Annotated in this window: 14 protein-coding genes; 7 read left to right on the forward strand and 7 right to left on the reverse strand. The window is 76.0% G+C overall.

The genetic code is table 11. The features are described 5' to 3' along the window. Positions 1 to 7: 7 nt before the first annotated feature. On the reverse strand, positions 8 to 727 hold the full coding sequence (locus tag E1B22_RS05870) for a thiamine diphosphokinase (RefSeq protein ID WP_135224928.1): 720 nt from the start codon (positions 725 to 727) through the stop codon (positions 8 to 10). Between the two features lie 243 nt (positions 728 to 970). On the opposite strand from E1B22_RS05870, the gene E1B22_RS05875 reads away from it, so the two are divergent. Then, positions 971 to 1360, forward strand: coding sequence for an SH3 domain-containing protein (locus E1B22_RS05875; protein WP_135224929.1), 390 nt, complete (start codon positions 971 to 973; stop codon positions 1358 to 1360). 69 nt (positions 1361 to 1429) lie between these two features. Here E1B22_RS05875 and mntR read toward each other — a convergent pair whose 3' ends face one another. The 5 genes from mntR to E1B22_RS05900 form a co-directional block, all read right to left on the reverse strand. Beyond that, the gene (gene mntR / locus E1B22_RS05880) at positions 1430 to 1984 is read right to left on the reverse strand and encodes a transcriptional regulator MntR (RefSeq protein WP_243123780.1); all 555 of its coding nucleotides are present in this window, start codon (positions 1982 to 1984) and stop codon (positions 1430 to 1432) included. Between the two features lie 414 nt (positions 1985 to 2398). Beyond that, positions 2399 to 2809, reverse strand: coding sequence for a cupredoxin domain-containing protein (locus tag E1B22_RS05885; RefSeq protein ID WP_135224930.1), 411 nt, complete (start codon positions 2807 to 2809; stop codon positions 2399 to 2401). A 396-nt stretch (positions 2810 to 3205) separates the two neighbouring features. After that, the gene (locus E1B22_RS05890) at positions 3206 to 4723 is read right to left on the reverse strand and encodes a M28 family metallopeptidase (protein WP_135224931.1); all 1518 of its coding nucleotides are present in this window, start codon (positions 4721 to 4723) and stop codon (positions 3206 to 3208) included. Further along, positions 4720 to 6420, reverse strand: a complete 1701-nt coding sequence (locus tag E1B22_RS05895; RefSeq protein WP_135224932.1) for a VOC family protein — start codon at positions 6418 to 6420, stop codon at positions 4720 to 4722. The genes E1B22_RS05890 and E1B22_RS05895 overlap by 4 nt, the downstream gene beginning before the upstream one ends. A 173-nt stretch (positions 6421 to 6593) precedes the next feature. Beyond that, positions 6594 to 7745 carry an AAA family ATPase gene (locus E1B22_RS05900; protein WP_135224933.1) on the reverse strand — a complete coding sequence of 384 codons (1152 nt, stop codon included), beginning with the start codon at positions 7743 to 7745 and terminating at the stop codon, positions 6594 to 6596. Positions 7746 to 8246: 501 nt separating this feature from the next. Between E1B22_RS05900 and E1B22_RS05905 the strand changes: the two genes are divergently transcribed. Together E1B22_RS05905 and E1B22_RS05910 are read left to right on the forward strand one after the other, a co-directional pair. Beyond that, a complete protein-coding gene (locus E1B22_RS05905) occupies positions 8247 to 9095 on the forward strand; it encodes a MerR family transcriptional regulator (protein WP_135224934.1) in 849 nt (282 codons plus the stop codon). Further along, complete coding sequence (locus E1B22_RS05910; RefSeq protein ID WP_135224935.1) at positions 9076 to 10395, forward strand: glutamine synthetase family protein; 1320 nt, start codon at positions 9076 to 9078, stop codon at positions 10393 to 10395. Before E1B22_RS05905 ends, E1B22_RS05910 begins: the two co-directional genes overlap by 20 nt. Before the next feature lie 521 nt (positions 10396 to 10916). On the opposite strand, the gene E1B22_RS05915 is transcribed toward E1B22_RS05910, so the two are convergent. Beyond that, on the reverse strand, positions 10917 to 11201 hold the full coding sequence (locus E1B22_RS05915) for a glutaredoxin domain-containing protein (RefSeq protein WP_135224936.1): 285 nt from the start codon (positions 11199 to 11201) through the stop codon (positions 10917 to 10919). Positions 11202 to 11708: 507 nt separating this feature from the next. Here E1B22_RS05915 and E1B22_RS05920 point away from each other — a divergent pair. From E1B22_RS05920 to E1B22_RS05935, 4 genes are all read left to right on the forward strand, one after another. Further along, positions 11709 to 13985, forward strand: coding sequence for a hypothetical protein (locus tag E1B22_RS05920; RefSeq protein WP_135224937.1), 2277 nt, complete (start codon positions 11709 to 11711; stop codon positions 13983 to 13985). A gap of 148 nt (positions 13986 to 14133) precedes the next feature. After that, entirely contained in the window at positions 14134 to 15393 is a 1260-nt protein-coding gene (locus E1B22_RS05925; RefSeq protein ID WP_135224938.1) for a glycosyltransferase family 2 protein, read from the forward strand. Positions 15394 to 15720: 327 nt separating this feature from the next. Then, positions 15721 to 16302, forward strand: a complete 582-nt coding sequence (locus E1B22_RS05930; protein ID WP_135224939.1) for a hypothetical protein — start codon at positions 15721 to 15723, stop codon at positions 16300 to 16302. Between the two features lie 190 nt (positions 16303 to 16492). Continuing rightward, a complete protein-coding gene (locus E1B22_RS05935) occupies positions 16493 to 18484 on the forward strand; it encodes an ABC transporter ATP-binding protein (RefSeq protein WP_243123781.1) in 1992 nt (663 codons plus the stop codon). Positions 18485 to 18525: the final 41 nt, after the last annotated feature.

The raw sequence follows: 18525 nt of genomic DNA on the forward strand, positions 1-18525 counted from the left end.
GGCGGCGTCACGGGCGCCGCTGCAGCACCACCAGCCCGATCCCGGTGCGGGCGCGGAAGGCGCCCTCCGTGCCGACCAGGGCGTTGCTGACCGTGTAGGCGGTGCCCCACGCCAGGGTGGCATCGGCCAACGGATAGGCCAGTCCCTCGGTCGCCACGCCGGTCATCCGCGGCGTCAGGGGGACCAGGGAGACCGTCTGGCCCGGGGCGCCCCGGAAGCGGACCTCCCCCGGCGCCACCAGCGGTCGGACGTGGGCCGGGCCGCTCAAGACGGTCAGCCGGCGGCCCTCGGTTCCCCAGCGAGCGGTCAGCAAGAGGTTCGCCAGGGTGTGGTCGACCCGATCCCCCACCCCGCCCACCAGGTAGAGCGGTGCCCCGCCCAGCCGTCGACGGGCCGCGTCGAGGGCGATCTCGGCGTCGGTGAGGTCCTTGGCCGCCGGGAAGGTCTGCACCTCGACGCCTGCGGCCCGGGCCGCCTCCACCTCCGCGGCGGTCAGGGTGTCGAAGTCGCCGACCAGGACGTGGGGCCACAGGCCGACGGCCCGGAGGAGCCGCAGGCCGCCGTCGGCAGCCACGCAGAGGCTGGCGTCGCGGGCGAGGCGCGCCACCTCCCGGGCCAGGGCCGGTTCGTCCAGGTCGCCGCCCGCGACCACCACCCCGTAGGGAGGGGTGGGGTCGGGGAGGAAGCCGAAGGGGCTCGTCGGCCCAGCCGCCCCAGCCATGGGCATGGCCGTCCTCCTTCTCCTCCTTTCCAGGACCGGCTCCCGTCAGGACCGGCTTCCGCCGCCCGCTGAGGCCGCCCGCCCCGCCTCCTCCACCTCCCGCCGGGAATGCCCCGATCGGGCTCCCGCCCCCGCCCCGCCCGTCCCGGGCCGACCCGGGCGCTGTCTGCCTGTGCCTGCATGTCCGGCGGGGCCCGCGCATAGGGTCATACCGGTTCCGATCACCCGGCAGGGGAAGGGGGAGAAGCGGTGTCCCGCATCGCCGAGCTGGCGGCCGAGCTCCGGGAGCAGGAGCGGCCGCTGCTGGAACGGTACCGGCAGTTGGTCGATGCCGCCGTCACCGACACGGAGCGTCGGCTGGCCCAGATGATGTACAACTACCAGCGCTTCCAGCTCCAGAGCCTGGAGCTGTTCGAAGACCGGGTACCCGAGCGCTTCCACTGCTTCGGCGTGATCACCCACGACGACGTCAACGTCCGCCAGCGCCCCAGCGGGAAGTCGGAAGCCCTGACCAAGGTGGGACGGGGGACGCCCGTCATCGTCATGGCCTTCGAGGGCTTCTGGGCCGAGGTCCAGCTGGTGGGTGGGGAGACGGGATACGTCTTCAAGGATTACGTGCGTTGCGAGGCGGGCGGCTAGAACCCGCCGCCCCGGCCTCGGGTGCGGTCGCGCCGAGGGGCGGCGATGGCCTCGCGGGGCCGGCCGGCCTCAGGCGGCTCCGCCCCGCAGGGGCGCCGCCGGATCGTCCCCCTGGGTCGCGGCGCCGTCGGCGTCGCCGGCCGTCGCGCGGCCCGTCCCGGCCTGGCCGTGGCCGGGCGCGGCCGACCGACGGTCCTCCCCCTCCTCAGGGGAGTGCAGCGCCGCGTGCAGCTGGTCCATCCAGGCGGGGTTGGCGCGGGCGAAGGCGACGAACCGCTCGATGCGCTCGAGGGTCTGGCGGCTGACGTGGTGCTCGATGCCTTCCACGTCCTGCTGGACCACGGCCTCGTCGCGGACGCCCAGCAGCCGCAGGAAGGTGGCCAGCGTCTCATGGCGCTGGCGCATGGCGCGCCCGATGGCCTCGCCCCGCTCGGTGAGCACCAGCCCGCGGTAGCGCTCGTAGGTCACGTAGTTCTGCTCGTCCAGCCGCTGCACCATGCGCGTCACCGACGACGGCTGCAGGTTCAAGGCCAGGGCGATGTCGCTCACCCGCGCGTACCCCTTGCTGCGGATGAGCTCGTAGATCGTCTCGAGGTAGTCCTCCATGCTGGGCGTGGGCCGCAACCGCGTCACCTCGTTTCCGCTGCCGACCGTCCTCCGCCAGATCCGTCCGGGCGACGGCATCCCCGGTGCCGTCCACCCCATCGCGTCAACGCCATCAGGATCCCGCCAACAATATAACGTACGCGGGCAGGGGGCCGCCGCCGCACCCCGGGGCCCAGGCCCGCCGTCCCCGCGGGTCCGGGCGGTCGCCCGCCTCCGCGGTGGGAACGGCCAGCCGGGACATGCCAGGATGGAGGCGCGAAGGGGTCGCGAGCAGTGGGGCGGGGCGTCGGCGCAATGCGGCGCCGTGCGCGTGCCGTCGGCGCAAAAAGGGGAGGCGGTCTCTCGGACCGCCTCTCGAGCTTGCGGGGTGATGATCCGCGCATCACGCGCGTCGCGTCCGCAGGTCAGGCGGTGGGACCGCGCCCACGGCCGTCACTCCGTGACGTGGATCGTGCCATTCATGGTCGCGGCGTGGCCGGGCACCGTGCAGATGAACTCGAAGTCGCCGGTCTGCTGCGGCGTGAACTCCACCGAGTTGCCCTTCCCCGGATCCGTCAGGCCGATCTCCAGGCCCAGCTCCTCCGACACCAGGTCGTGCTGCACCGAGTCGTTGTTCACCAGCTCGATGGTGTAGGTCTGGCCCTTCTTCAGGTTGATCTCCGTCTTGTCGAAGCGGATGTTCTGGGCCGTCACCGTGATCTTGTTGCCCCCACCGGCGGCCTGGTCGCCGTTGCCCCCGTTGCCGCCGCCCTCGCCGCCACCGCCGCCGCAAGCGGCCAGCACGGGCAGCGCCAGCAGCATCAGCGCGACCAGCACCAGCAGGGACCGACGTACGCGCTTCATGCCCGCATGCTCCCTCCTCGTGGGATCGCGTCCACCGTTCCTTTATACCCGATCTCCAGCGGACCCGCACTCGGATGACGAACCGATTCTGTCGCGGACCCTCCGGCATCGCCCCGGGGACGGGGCGCGGCTGCGCCCCCGGTTGGCGCCGCGTGCGCCGGGGCTCCGGGGTCGGCCCGGCGATGCGGCCCTTCGCCCTGGGTCCGCCGTGGACAGCGCCAGCGAACGCGCGTTGTGCGCCGGGAGGCGATCGCCGGCGCGGGCGCCCCCACCCCCGGAGGGGATCCGCGGTCGCCGCGGCCCGGCCGGTTCGCCGAAGGGCCGACACGGGTAGCATGCCCGCCGGCCGTTTCGCCGGCGGGCTGACACGGGTTGTGCGCCCGGTTCGGGAGGGGATCAGCGGCGGCCCGCGGCCCGATCCGCCGCCGTGGCCAGTTGCGCCAGATACCGCCACAGCAGGTCGGCCACGCCGGCCAGATGCCCGCGGTCCACGTGTTCCAGCCGGTCGGTGTGCCAGTGGTAGTGGGGGATGCGGCCGCCGGGCCCGGTGGCGAGGAAGGTGATGGCCGGGATCCCGCGGGCCGCCGCGACCAGCGCGTCGGTGGGCAGCAGCGGCCGTGGGCCCGGGGTGAGCAGGCCCGCCGGCAGCTCCTCCGCCAGCCTCCGCGCCTGGGCGACCAGCCAGGGATCGTAGCGCACGGGCAGCAGCATCCCCTCGGCGGTCAGGTAGTGCAGGCGGCCGGCGCCCACGTTGTCCACGTTGACCACGGCGACGCCGCCGGGCGCGGTCCGCGGGAACCAGGGGTGCTCCAGCAGCGCGGCCATGCCGCGCATGCCCGTCTCCTCCGCCCCGGTGAAGGCCAGGAGCAGCTCGATCCCGGGCAACGGCTGCCGGGCCCAGCGCCGGGCCAGCGCCAGCGCGACGGCGACCCCCGAGCCGTTGTCGTTGGCCCCGTTGACCGGGCGGCCTCCCAGCCAACTGATCAGGAGGAACGCGGCCACGGCCGCCGACGCCGCGGCGGCCACCGCCAGGGGGGTGGAGCCGGCGAGGCCCACGGCACGGGCCACCAGGAGCAGCGGCACGGCGAGGAAGGCGGCGTAGCCGACGACGAAGAACGCCTGGAGGCCGGGCAGGATGCGGGGCGCGAAGAGCCAGCTGCCCCACTGGGTGTCGTAGTGGGCCGTGACCACCACGTGCAGCGGCCAAGGCGGTCCGGCCGGGGGCCGGGCGGCGCCGGGCTCCACAGCATCGGCCGGGGGCCGGGCGGCCGCGGCTCCCGCAGCATCGGCCGGCGGCCGGGTGACGTTGGGTCCCGCAGCAGCGGCCGGGGGCCGGGTGGCGCTGGGATCCGCAACATCGGCTGGCGGCCGGGCGGCCGGCTCCCGCACCGGGCGGGGCGCCGGGTGGGGTGCGCCGCCGCCGACGGCACCCCGGGCCGCCCCCGCTGCCGGACCGCCCCTGCGGGGCAGGCGGGCCACCACATTCTGCGAGGCGCCCCGGGGCACGAGCAGGGCGAGGCTCAGGCGCGAACCCCTGGGCCAGAGCACCAGCTCCCCCAACAGGGGGAGGAGGACCAGGGCTGCGGCCGCCGCCAGCAGGCCCAGGGCCCAGGCCGGGCCCTGCCACCGGGCACCCCCGATCCCCAGGGCGGCGAGAGCGACGCCGATGAACCCGGGGCCCAGATAGAGGGTGTGGCGTGGCGCGGTGAAGGGCTGGACGTCCACCTGGTAGCCCATCTCCGCCAGGCGAGCCGCCAGCCACCGGGCGGCCCGGCCCTCCTCGGCGGTGGCCGTGCCGCGATGGGGCAGCCGGCAGAGGGCTACCAGGTCGTCCCACGGGTCGGGGACGTCGCTGTGGCCGCGGTCCCACGGGCCGGGCTGGCCGCTGTCGCCGCCGGCGCGCGGCGCCCTCATCGCCGTCCGACCTCCTCGAGCCACCGGCGCGCGGCCTCGAGCTCCCCCTGGTCCAGCTCATGGCCGGTCGGCGCCCAGTGCAGGGTGACCCGCGCCCCCGCTGCCTCCAGCCGCTGGGCCAGGGACCGGGTCTGTTCCGCCGGCACCACCGGATCCTGACGCCCGGCGGCGACGAAGACCGGGGTGCCCGCCAGCGCCCCCGGCGGCGGGTCGTCGAGGGGCAGGTCCATGGGCCGGAGGAGCACCGCCCCCTGGAGCAGGCCGGGGCGAGCCATGAGCAGGGCCGCGGCCAGGTTGGCGCCGTTGGAGTAGCCCACCGCCACCAGTCCGCGGGGGTCGAACCCGTACCGTCGTGCGGCCGCGGCCACGAAGCCGGCCATCTGCTCCGCCCGGGCGAGCAGGTCGTCGCGGTCCAGGACCCCCGGTGCCCACCGGCGGAAGAAGCGGGGCATCCCGTCCTCCAGCACCCGGCCGCGCGGGCTCAGCAGCGCGGCCCGGGGCGCCAGGTAGCGGCCGAGGGGCAGCAGGTCGTGCTCGTCGCCGCCCGTGCCGTGGAGCAGGAGCAGGACGGGGGGCCGCGACCCGCGGCCGTCGGACGCGGCGTCGGCCGGTTCGTCCGGCGCGGGCACGAAGCGGTGGATGAAGCCGAGGGTCGCGAAGTCGGAAGGCGGCCGCAGCGGCGGCAGCGACCGCTCCAGGCTGGGGCGCGCCGGCTCGTACCACGGCGGGAGGCGCAGGGCGGTGCCCAGGGTGCGGGGGTCCTCGTCCACGAGGAACCCCGGCGGGTCCGTGGCGATCTCGAAGAGCACCCCGCCCGGCTCGCGGAAGTAGATGGACCGGAAGTAGCGGCGGTCCTGGACCGGCGTCACCGCCAGGCCGAGCAGGTCCAGGCGCCGTCGCCAGCGTCGCTGGTGCTCGTCGGTCGGCGTGCGGAAGGCGACGTGGTGGACCGTGCCGGCACCCAGGGTGCCGCGGGGCGCCGCGGGGTCGGCGATCACCGCGAGCCATCGGCTGGCCCCGCCCTCCCCCACCGTCCAGAGGGTGCGGGGGCGGCCGCCGGCGGGGGGCGCAGGCGGATCCGTCCGCCGGCCGGCCGACCCGGCGGGATCCGCTTCGTGGCCGGCCTGGGCGGTGGCCGCCGCGGCCGCGGCGGCGGGCCGGTAGCCCAGGGCGCGCAGCACCCGGCTGGTGGGCTCCGCCTCGCGCACCGTCAGCGTGACGCCCGCCACGGCCCGGATGGCGTGCTCGCCCGGGACAGGGCCGTCGGCCCACCCGGGCCAGGCCACCGCCGACGGATCTTCCACCAGGGCCAGGGGCAGCCCGTCGGGGTCGGTGAAGGCCAGGGCCGGTTGCCCGACGGGGCTCGTCGTGCGCCGGCACGCCACCCCGAAGCCGTGCAGCCGATCCTGCCAGAAGGCTAGGGCGCCGGGCGGCACGGCCAGGGCGACCCCCGTCACCTGGCCCGCGCCGTGGCGGCCGCGGGCGGCGTTGGGGATCGGGAAGAAGGTCAGCAGGGTGCCCGGCCGTCCGGTCCCATCGCCGAAGTAGAGGTGGTACGTGCCGGGATCGTCGAAGTTGACGGTCCGCTTCACCAGGCGCATGCCCAGGACGCCGGCGTAGAAGTCGGCGTTGGCCTGGGGGTCGCCGGCGATCATCGTGACGTGGTGGATGCCCGTCACCTGCAGGTCGCTCTCCATGGCCGGCCTCCTCACCCCTAGCGTATCACGGGCGGCGCCCGCTGCCGCCGATGCAGGTGCCGCCCGCTCCGCCCCGCGGGGCCGGCCGCCGGCCCGTCGCCCCGACGGCCGCGCCGGTGCCCGCCTGCGCACGGTCCCTGCCGACTGTCGGGGCCACGCGGAATCACGCCAGCTCACGCCAGCTGCTGGCCCTCGTCCGCCGCGGGGAGCCGGGCGCGCAGGGCGTCGGCCTCGGCCAGGATCTGCCGGGCGTACGCCTCCACCTGGGTCCTGAGCTCCGGCGTGGCGTAGGCCTGCTCCAGCTCCTGGTGGGCCATCAGGGCCCGGCGCAGGTACCAGATGCCCTGGTCGAAGGCCTGGCCGAACAGGGCCTGGGCCACCTCCATCTCTTCCCGATACCGCTCCAGGGACTCGACGTCGACGAAGGCGGCGGTGTCGATCACCAGGTCGCCGGCCTTGGGCTCGTACGTGTGGGGATAGGCGTTGTGGACCACCGCCGCCCCCAGCGTCGGGATGATCACGTGGTCCAGGCGCCGGCCGTCGAGCCCGCAGGTGTACGCCTCGATGTCGTAGCCGCGGCGCAGGGCCGCCGCGGCGATCCGCTCGACCAGGACGGCGCAGCCGGTGCCGGGATTGCCGCGGACGAACACCCGCCTGGGGAGCGGGTCCAGCAGGCTGTCGAGGAAGTGGCGCGGACCCTCGGGGGTGACGGCGCTGGCGAACAACCGCCGCACGCGGCCGCGGCGTCCGGGCCGCCGCAGGCGGTGGTGGCCGTCGAAGATCGCCGCCTCGATCTCGTGGGCGGCCTGCTCCAGCGCCGCCTGGTCCAACGCCCCCGCGTGCTCATAGAAGTCCTCGTAGAGGCCCAGCGCGTCCCGGGCCAGCGCGAGGTAGCGGTGGGCCAACTGGAACCGCTGACGAACCAGCCGGCCGGTGGCGGCGATGCGTTCCCGGCGTGCCGCCAGGAGGTCGCGGTCGGCCGTGGCCTCCAGGCTGAGCAGGCGCCCCACGAGCCCGGGCAGCGGCGGCTCCACGGCATGGGGTGGGGTGCCGTCGAGCACCGCCAGCCCGAGGTCGGGCGCGTTGACGGCGTCGAGGGATGCGGGGTCCGACGGGCAGTGGAAGAGCTCCACCGCCACGCCGCGCTCCATGAGGCCCTCGGCCACCAGGCGGATCACCGCCGACTTGCCCGTCCCCGGCCCACCCTTGAGCACGAACACCCGGCGCGGCTCCGGCCACGGGATCCCATCGAAGTAGGAACGGAACCCGCGGCCGGTGTTGCCGCTGGCGAACAGACGACGCACCCGTGCATACCGCGACGACATGCCGATGCCCCCCATGGCACCGGCCCGGACGCCGGTCGACGGCGTGACATGGGCGTCCCGGGTCGGCCACCGATTCGCGACGCTACACGCTATGGGGCCCGGAGGGGTGGGGGTGCCAGTCCGGGGATGGGCCGACGTCCCGCCGTGTCAGGGAACCTGACGCGGCCCAAGGCGAGGGCCCGGGACGCGTCCCCCGGCGGCGGACGAGGGGACGGCGCGACCGCCGGCCGCGGGACGGCCGCCCCGGCTCTGCACGGTACCGTCGGTCCCCGGCGCCGGCAGGGGGCCGCGCCCTGGGGACGTGGCGGGCTCCAGCCCGACCGCCGGCGGAGCCGGATGCGGGGGTCCCCCGCCGGAGGTCCCCCGCGCCGCAGGGGTCCGCGGGGCACGAGGACGCTCCCCGGCGCTTGGGGGTACGGGGGATCGCAGCCGGCGACGGGGCACACCGGCGCCGCTCCGCCATATGTATGAAGGAGCCCACGGCAACGGGAGGGGGCTGGCGTGTCCCGGCACCGCAACCTGCCCCTCTATTCCATCGGCGCCGTGTCGAACCTGACGGGTCTGAGCGAGCGCCGCATCCGCTACTACGAGAAGGCGGGGCTGATCCGGCCGGCGCGGACGGCGGGCAATCAGCGGCGCTACAGCCAGGCGGACGTCGATCGGCTGCTGGAGATCAAGGGGCTCCTGCAGCAGGGGCTGCATCTGGACGACATCCGCCGGCGCCTCCTGGACCGGCGCGGCCGGGAGGAGACCATGGGGCCGCCGGATCTGCCCGCCGCCCTGGCCGCCGCCGAGCCCTGGTCGCTTCCCGTGCCGGTGGCCGCGACGGTGCGCCGTGCGGCCGGCAGGCGCGCCGTGACGGCGCGGGCCGCCCCCCCGACGGGATGCGGATCCCGTGGCCACGGGGAGGTCGCCGCCGCGGGCGCCGTCGCGGGCGGCGGGAGGGCGGCCGGAGCCGGGCGACCGGGCGAGGCCACGGCCTCCCCGCCCCGCGCGGCGGCTGCCGTCCCGCCGCACGCCCGTACGGACTCCGATGCGGGCCCCGAATCGGGGCTGGGTCGCATCGACCGGCTGTTCCGGGGTCCGGCGCCTGCGGTCCCCGGGGTCGGCACGGCGCGCTGCCTGTACCCGGCCTTGGATCCGGCCGTGCTCTACCAGGCCCGTCGCCGGCAGCGGCGCGGGCCCGGTCAAGCCGGGCAGCCGGCATGGCCCTCCGGCGAGCCCTCCGGCGGTGGGGGCAGCCTGCGGGAGGTCCGCATGCCGGGCGATGCGCTCAGCCCGGCGCCGCTCGGCGCCGGGCTGAGCGCGGGCGCACAGGAGGTACCGCGCGATGCGCCGGCCGCCGGCTGAGCCGGTTCCTCCGGACGAACCGGCGCGGCGCCTCCAGGCCCAGGGGGTGCAGCTCGTCCAGCTGGTCTACGCCGACGTGTTGGGCGTGCACAAGGGGCTGACCCTCCCCGTCCTCCAGGCGGCGGCCGCGTGGGGCGACGGCGTCCGCGTCGACGGCGCCTCCCTGGAGGGGTTCATGCGGATCGAGGAGCGGGAGATGCGCCTGCGGGCGGGCGGGGAGGCGGTGTTCGTCCTCCCGTGGACGCCGGCGGACGAACGGGTGGCGGCGGTGCCGGCGGCCATCTACACCCGGGAGGGGCAGCCCTTCGAGGGCTGCCCCCGGGAGCGCCTGCGGCGGGCGGTGGGGCGCCTGGACGGCCTCGGGGTGGCGGTGGAGTTCGCCTTCGAGATGGAGTTCTACCTGCTGCGGCGGCACCGCGGCCGGCCGGAGGTGCGGGTGCCGGACCGGGCCGGGTACCTGGACCTATCCGTGCGGGATGCGGGGGAGCCGGTGCGCCAGGCCGTCGCCCTGGCGCTGGAGCGGATGGGCGTCGTGGTGGAGTCCGTCCACCACGCCGTGGCGCCCGCCCAGCACGAGATCGACCTGGGCTGGCAGCCGCCCCTGACCGCCGCCGACCACCTCCTGGTCGCCAAGCGGACGGTCTACGCCGTGGCCGAGCGCCACGGGATGCACGCCACCTTCCTGCCGAAGCCGCGGACGGGTAGCCACGGCTCCGGGCTGCACGTGCGGATGCGGCTGCGACCCCTGCCGGGGGCGCCGTGGAGCCGCGCCGCGCTGACCCGCCACTGGTTGGCCGGGCTGCTGCAGCACGCCCGGCCGCTCTGCGCCATCACCAACCCGCTGGTGAACTCGTACAAGCGCCTGGTGCCGGGGTTCGAGGCCCCGGTGTACGTGGTCTGGGGCCAGGAGACCCACGCCCCGCTGGCACGGCTGGTGGCGGGGTGGGAGGCGGGCGAGCTGGAGTGGCGCGCCCCCGACCCGTGTTGCCACCCGTACCTGGCGCTGGCCGTCCTGCTGCGGGCCGGCGCCGACGGCCTGGAGCGCCGGCTGGAGCCGCCCCCGCCGCTGGAGGAGAACGTCTTCGAGCTGGACCCGGCGGAGATCGGCGCCCGGGGGATCGAGCCGCTGCCGGGCAGCCTGGGCGAGGCCCTGGACGACATGCGCGTCAGCGCCGTGGTGCGGGACGCCTTGGGCGAGTACCTCTTCACCCGCTACCTCGAGGCGAAGCGGATGGAGTGGGACATCTACCGGGTCCAGGTCCACCAATGGGAGCTGGACCAGTACCTGCCGGTATTCTGACCCGGCCTGGTCCCCGCAGGCGGGTGCAGGCGCAAGGATCCCCGCAGGCCGGTGCGCGCGCTGGGGCCCGGCCGGGGGTCGACGGCGCCGGTACGCCGGCGATGCGGTGCGGGCGCGGGGGCCGCGAAGGGCGTTGCCGGGTGCAGGCGGTGCGGGCGGGGGGCCCCACAGGGCGTGGCCGGTTCCGCGCGGGGCGGGCGCAGGGGCCTCGAAGGCCGTTGCCGGGTCCAAGGGGCGCAGAGGCCCCGCAGGGTGTCGCCGGCTGGCTCCGGGCGGTGCGGGCGCGGGCGCAGCGATCCCCGAAGGCGGTCGGCGGCGCCGGGCGGCGCGGGCCGGCACGACGGGGCGGGAGCCGGATCGGCGGCGGCGATGGCGGTGGGCGTACCGCGGATTCGGTCCAGCCGGGTCCTCCCGCGCAGGGTAGGGGTCCGGGACGGCCAGGGGATCCGGCCAGGGGATCAGGGCCTTCGGCCCCGATCCCCTGGCCGCCCTGGGGAGCGCGGTGGGCTTGGGGACCTCGGTCAACGGCTCCCGGCGCCGGCCCCTTGCCCCTTCGCGCTGGCTCCGTCCTCGAGCGTCCGCTCGATGGCCTCGCGGTTGCGGCCGAAGCCGCGGAACACCTCGCCGTCGATGACCACCGTGGCCGTGACGCGGCTCTGGTACCGGTTGACCAGGCGCTCGTAGGCCTCGGGGTCCTTCCGCACGTCGTAGAGGGTGAAGTCGACACCCCGCTGGCGGAGGAACTCCTCCGCTTGGCGGCAGTCGGCTCACCCGGGTTGGACGTAGAGCTCGACCCGCTTGGGCATGGTCTCGCCTCCCTTCGGGGTGGCGCGCGGCCCCCAGCCCCCGCCCCTGTCCACCGGGGGCTCCAGGCCCAGGATGGGCCTTGCCTTAGGATGGGCCTCGCCGCCCGTTCTCCCCTCCGCCGGTCTGGCGGCTCCTTCTCCCTCACGGAAGGGACTTCCTTCCCGGGCCGCATCATCCCGCGGACCGGCGCATAGGGTTGTCCCCGCGGGGCCCCGCGGGGGCGGCCCCCGGTCGACCCGAGGGCATCCGGGCCCGTGAGCCAGCGGGTCGCATCCCCGGCGGCCCGCTCCCCGGGGCCCGGCGACGGTCTTCCCGCGGCCGGGGAGGAGCGGGCCCCGGGGCGCTCCGGCGGCGCGGCGGCCCGGGCAGGCCGCCGCGCACCGCGCCGCGCCGCCGCCCAGCTGGGTGCACGGGCCCCGACCCAGCCGGGTGCGCGGGCCCCCACCCAGCCGCATGCACGGGCCCCGACAGCCGCACGCACGGGTCCCCCCAGGGAGGTGTTGGCCGTGGAACCGACGATTCGCGCGCGCCGCGACGCCCCCGGTGGACCGCTTCCCGGCGCCCGGGCCGAGCGGCGAGGAGCCGTGGGGCAGCGGGTGATCGAATTGGCCGGTCTCTGGGAGGTCGCGCGGCCCGACACGGCGGCACGCCCCCAGACCCTCTGGGTCCCGCGGGACCCGCCGTCGCCCCCGGGGACGCCGCCGTCCCCCGTGGTGGTCTACCGGCGCACCGTCCAGGTGGACCCGGCATGGACCGGCATGGCGGCGCGCCTCGAGTTGGACGGCGCACTGGGACGGGTCCGCGTCCGGCTCAACGACCGCGAGTTCCCGGTCCCCGCGGCGGGGCAGGTGCCGACCGCGGTGGACGTGACCGACGCCGTGCGACCGGGGACGAACCAGCTGGAGATCGAGGTCGCGGGGACTGAGAGCCCCGTCGGCTGGGGAGCCTGGGCGCGGCCCGAGGCCGTCCCGCCGGGTTACCTCCCGCCCGGCTTGACGGGACCGGTGCGGCTTCGGTTCTTCCGCGGCGTCGTGCTGACCGGCCTGTCCTGGTTCCTGCGCCCGGAGGACGGGACCGTCGCCGCCAGGCCGGAGGCCGCCGCGACCCTGCCGGTGGTGCACGGCTGCGCCCGTATCCGCTACTGGGCGACGGAGCCGGTGCGCGGCCGCTGCTGGCTGGACCTGACGCCGGAGGGCTTCGCGGCGCCCGGTGTCCGGGTGGCCTGGGAGGTGGAGGCCGCGCCCCCGGGCGGGGCGTGGGAGGTCTGGTTCTCCCTGCCCTCGCCGCGCCTCTGGACCGTGTGGGAGCGAGGTCGTCCCTGCCTGTATCGCCTGCGTGCGTGGTTCGAACCGGCGCTCGCGCCGGGATCCGGGGAGGGTTCGCCGGGCGGCGGCCAAGCCCCTTGGGGACTGGCGGCGGAGAGGGCGGGGGTGCCGCCGCGGGCCGTCGCCGAGGACGGGCGTCCATGGCCCGAGCTGGAGGCGCTGGTCGGCATCCGCTTCGTCACCCGCGACCCCGAGGCTTGGTTCCTCAACGGGGAGCCCCTGGCGTTCCGCGGCGCGTGCGTCCTCCCCCTCGCGCCCTGGCCGGGGGCCGTGACCCCACGCCGCGCCCGCGCCTGGGTCCGGCGGGCGCGGGCCCTGGGGCTGAATGCCCTCCGGGTCTACGCCCATGCCGCCCACCCGGCCCTCTACGAGGCCGCCAGTCGCCTGGGCATCGCCGTGTGGCAGGACCTCCCGCTGGTCGAACCGGTGACGCGGGAGGCGACGGCCACGCTGGCCGCCCAGTTGGACGGGTGGGTCGATGCCGTCGGACGGTGGCCGGCGGTCATCGCCTGGGCGGTGGCCCAGGAGCCCGCCGTGCCGCCGGCGGCGCTGCCGGGGACGCCGACCGGCCGCTCGCGGAGGCGGGTGCCACCGGTGCGACGACCCGAGTGGCCCTGGTCCGCCGAGGGCCGACGGGTGGGGGAGCTGGCGGGACGGCTGCGCGCCCTGGACCCCGGGCGGCCCGTGCTGGCGCGGGTCGGCGTCCCCTCCTGGACCCGCAGCGGCGGGGATGCGCGCCTCTTCCTGCCTGCTGGCACGCCACCCGACCCCGTGGCCATCGAGCGGCGCCTGCGCCTGGTGCCCCACGCGGCCGTGGTCTCGTCGATGGGGGCGCCCGCGTTCGACCAAACCCGCCAGGCAACATTCGTAAGGTATGCCATGGAGATCCTCCGCCGGCGTCCCCATCCGGCCAGGGGAGGGTTCGTGTACGCGTTGAACGATGCCCCCGGGGGACCGGCCTTCGGCCTCTACACGGCGGATGGACGGCCGCGCGAGGCCGCCCGGGCCTACCGGCAGGCGTGCTGGCCGGTGCGCCTCGTGCTGGGCGCCTGGCCGCGGCGCGGCCGGCCCGGTGCGGCGTTGCGTCTGCCGGTGTGGCTCGTGAACGACAGCGGCGAGGCCGTGGCCGGTCGATGGACGTGGCAACTGGTGGCGGGGTCGCAGGTCCTGGCGGCCGCGACGCGGTCGTGCCAGGCGGGGCCGCTGGAGCGCGTCCCCGTCGGGTGGGTGGCCGCCCGCTGGCCGCTCGAGGCGGTGCCGCGGCGGGCGGCGGGAGCCGAGGCCGCCGAGGGCGGCGGAGGGGAGGATCCCCTGATCCTGCGGCTCGAGCTCGACGCCGACCGGTGCCGGTTGCGGGTGGACTACCCTCTGCCCATGGCCCTGCGCAGCCGGGAACCGACGCACGGCCCGGTTCGTCCGAAAGATGGGGAGGAGGTTCGCCCATCCCTGGGGCCGTGAGGACCCTCGGGCCGCCCCGTTGACGACCGCGGTGGGCGGAGTATGCTGGAATTTCGGGAGAGATCCAGGGATCGCTCCATTCCCTGGATGGGAGCCCGTGCCGGAGGCGACGGCTCCGGCCATCCCGGCCGGGTGGGGAGGGAGAGCCGTGACGTACCTGGATCCGGCGGCCACCGTCATCGGGGCGCCGGTCTGGCCGGTGTGGCTCTTGCGTGGCCTCGAGGCGGCCGTGGTCTTCGTGGTGGTCTACAACCTGGCCGTCTACCTCGGCGGGCTGCGCAACCCGCGTCCGGTTCCCCGCACCGCGCCCCGGATGCGGTTCGCGGTGTTGATCCCCGCCCACAACGAGGAAGCGGTGATCGGCCCGCTGATCGAGAGCCTGTGGCGGCAGGAGTACCCCCGCCACCTCTATGACGTCTTCGTCATCGCCGACAACTGCAGCGACGGCACCGCCGCGGCCGCCCGGGCGGCGGGCGCCCACGTGTGGGAGCGCTTCGACACCCGGCGGCGAGGCAAGCAGTACGCCATCGCGTACGCCCTGGAGCGGCTGGCGGGCCTCGGCCGGCACTATGACGCGGTGGCGATGTTCGACGCCGACAACCTGGTCGAGCCCAACTTCCTGCAGGTGATGAACGACCGCCTGGCGGCCGGCGAGAAGATCATCCAGGCCTACGTGGACGCCAAGAACCCCGACGACAGCTGGGTCGCCGCCGCCTTCGCCTTCAGCTTCTGGATGAGCAACCGCTGGCGCCTGCAGGCGCGGCACAACTGGGGGCTCTGCGGCGCGCTGGCGGGCACGGGCATGTGCATCGCCTGGGAGGTCCTGGAGCGGGTCGGATGGGACGCCCGCACGCTGACGGAAGACCTCGAGTTCTCCGCCAAGGCCCTGCTGCACGGCTACGTGACCACCTTCGCCCGCGAGACGCGGATCTACGACGAGAAGGTCACGGGCTTCGTGGCCTCGTGCCGTCAGCGGCTGCGCTGGGCGCGCGGCAACGTGCAGGTCATGCTGATCCACGCGCCGCGGCTCCTCTGGGCGGGTGTGCGCCAGCTGGATCCGGTGAAGTTCGAGTTCGTGTTCGACCTGACGCGGCCGCTGCACCTCGTGGTCACCGCGGCGGCTTCGAGTCTGACCGTGCTGGCGGGTGGCGATCTGAGCCGGTGGGGCTGGGTGCCCTTGCCGGATTGGCCGCTGCGGCTGACGATGCTGTTCGCGGTGATCGGGCCGCTGCTGGTGCTGGTGCTCGACCGCCTGCCCCTGCGGCCCTACCGGTTCTTGCCCCTGCTGCCGATCTTCCAGTACTCGTGGATCCTGGTGGTCCTGTGGGCGCTGCTCACGCCGCGGAACCGCCAGTGGGTGCCCACCGTCCACACGCGGGCGGTGCGGCTCGGGGAGCTGTCGCGGTAGGCCCGCGCCAGGGCGGAGGGCCGTGCCCGACGCCGGGGCGGACGCCCGCGGCCCCCGCCGGGGCATGGCCCGTGGCCGGCGTCGGCCCGTGGCCCGCGTCGGAGTGGAACCAGACGAGGACGGCCGGCCTCGCGTCCGCCGCGGACCGGTCAGCCAGGGGAGTGTGGGCGCATGGGGCCGTCGCCGGGAGGGGCAGGGTCGCAGCGGACGCGGAAGGGACCCAGGCGCCGGGCCCGGCGGTTGCGGCGAGGTGCCAGGCGCGGGGCCCGCTGGATCGCCCTCCTCGTGGCGGCCGCCGCGGTGGCCGTCCTGCCCGGATGCGGGCCCATGGAGGAGCCCGTCGCCCCCCACGACACGGAGGGGTGGCCTCCACGCGACCGGTTCGTCTCCACCGCGACGGTGGCCGATGCGGTGCGCATCCGCGCCACGGTGACGCTGGGAGATGGCCGCACCCGGTCCGCGCCCGACCCTGCGTGGGCCGCCGCGGGCGAAGCCGGGGTGCCGTGGCGTGAATTGCGCTACGAGATCTGGATCGAGCCGCGGGGCGGACGGGTGCTCCGCGGGGTGGTCGCCGCGGCCCGACTGAACGAGGCCATGGCGCGGTGGATCCACTCCGGCCGGCTCGACTTCGGGTCGGACGCGGCCCATCCTGTGGACATCGGCCCCGGGACCGCGAGCCCGCGCGGTCTGGTGGTCGGCCGCCAGACGGCCGTCCCCGACCCGTCGGCGCTGGACCCCGGCGCCGCCCGGGTCCTGGAGGCCGCCCTCCGGACGCCCATCTGGCTCAAGCTGACCTGGGACGGTGAGGCCCGCTTCATCCGCCTGGAGCCGGGCCAGGGCATCACGTACGTGGGCCTCGCCAGCGGCCGTCCGGGAGGGGCGCCGGCTCCGGCAGCCGCGGTACAATGAATTCGCCATGGTCCCTCGCTGGCGCCCGCGTCCGTCGAGCCCCCGCGCGGCCGGTCCCCGTCCCGATCGGCCCGGGGGGACGCCGTGCGGGGAAGGAGCGGATGGGCTCCCCGAGCGCGCCGCCGTCCCCAGCGCCTGGGCTGCCTACCGGCGCCTCCTCCGCCCCCACCGCGCCCAGGCGGCCCTGGCCGTGGTGCTGCTCCTTGGCCGGTCGGGCCTCGACCTGGGGATCCCCCAGATCCTGCGGTGGCTGCTGGACGTGGTCATCCCGGCCCGCGACCTTGCGCTCCTGGGGTGGGGGGCCTTGATCTCCCTGGCCCTCGTAGCCGGCCGGGCCGGGGTGCACTACGCCGCCGTCTACGTCTCCTTCGACCTGACCCAACGGGTGGTCCACGACCTGCGGGTGCGGCTGTTCCGCCACATCGCATCCCTACCCCTGGCCTACTTCCACCGCGAGCGCCAGGGCGCGGTGGTCTCCCGCCTGACCAGCGACGTGGGCGCCATCGAGCGATTCGTCCAGGCGGTGTTCGCGCGGCTGGCCGGCGAGTTCGGCGGCGTGCTGGCGGTGGTGGCCACGGCCATCGCCTTGCAACCCGCCCTGGGCGTGGGGCTGGCCCTGTTGCTGCCTGCGGCCGGGGCCTGGTTCTACCTGCAGACGGTCCGCATCCGGCGCCTGAGCCGGGAGATCCAGGCCCAGGCGGCCCGCCTGGCGGGCCGGGCCACCGAGGTGGTGGGCGCCATCGCCACGGTCAAGGCCTACGGCGGGGAGCCCTTCGAGGAGGCCCGCTTCGCCGCGGCCAGCCGGCGGTACCAGGCCCTCAACATGGAGCGGCGGCGGTTCATCGGGCGGATGGAGAGTGGCGCCGACCTCCTGGGGAACCTGGGACTCCTCGTGCTGTTGTTCGTCGGCGGCTACCTGACGATCCGCGGCGCGCTCAGCCCGGGCCGGCTGGCGGCGCTGGTGCTCTACCTGCGGATGATGCTGGCTCCGGTCCGCAGCCTGGTCAACTTCCACCTGATCTTGCAGGAAGGCCTGGCGGCCATGGAGCGGGTCCAGGAGATCCTGACCCTGGCTCCCGAGGGCGCCCCGACCCGCGAGGGGGACGGCCTGCGGCCGCGTCCGCGGCGGGCGAACCGGCCGGACCGGGCGGTTGCGCCGACCGTTACGGCGCAGCCCGCGGATGGCGGGGGGACCCGTTCGGTGCCGGTGGCCCGGGGCCGCGGCGCCACCCCCCAGGGGACTCTCGGCGCTGGGGACGCCGCCGGGTGGATGGTCACCCGTGGCGATCGGTCGCGGTCCGGCGCCGGCGGGGTGCGGGTACGAGCCGTCGGGACGCCGGCACCGGGCGGGGCTGGGGCCGGGCCGGGCGTCGGGGACGGCACCCGACCGGGCCGCGGCGCGTCGCTCGAGTTCGCCGGCGTCTGGTTCCGCTACCGATCCGAGGGTCCGCCCGTCCTCCAGGGCGTGGACCTGCGGGTCGAACCCGGCGAGCGCATCGCCCTCGTGGGCCCCTCGGGCGCGGGGAAGACGACCCTGCTCCACCTGGTGCCCCGCTTCTACGATCCCCAGCGGGGCAGGGTGTACCTGGACGGCCGTGACGTCCGGGACTACGACCTGGAGGACCTGCGCCGGCAGGTGGCCTGGGTGATGCAGGAGCCCGTGCTCTTCGCCGGGACGGTGGCCGAGAACATCGCCTACGGGTGTCCCGGTGCGACGGCGGAGGCGATCCGGCAGGCGGCCGAGCTCGCCGACGCGGCCGGGTTCATCGAGGCCCTGCCCCGGGGCTACGACACCCCGGTGGGCGAGCGCGGCGTGCAACTCTCGGGTGGTCAGCGACAGCGCATCGCCATCGCCCGGGCGTTGCTCCGCCGCCCGCGGCTCCTGCTGCTCGACGAGGCCACGTCCTTCCAGGACGCCGCGTCGGAGGAACGGATCCACGCGGCCCTGGACCTGCTGGCGGCTACCGGCTGCACCACCCTCGTCGTCGCCCACCGGCTCTCCACCGCCCTGCGGGCGGACCGCATCGTGGTCATGGATGGCGGCCGCGTGGTGGAGACGGGCACCCACGCCGAGCTCCTGGCCCGGGGCGGGCTCTACGCCCGCCTGTACCGCACCTTCTTCGACCCGCGAGCCCGTTCCGGCCGGCGCTTGTCCGTGGACGGCACGGCGAGCCCCCGCTAGCAGCCCGGGTTGGTCATCCTCGACCACCCACGTCAGCAGGC

This window comes from Thermaerobacter sp. FW80 (genome assembly GCF_004634385.1).
In the GTDB taxonomy this organism is placed as follows: domain Bacteria; phylum Bacillota; class Sulfobacillia; order Thermaerobacterales; family Thermaerobacteraceae; genus Thermaerobacter; species Thermaerobacter composti.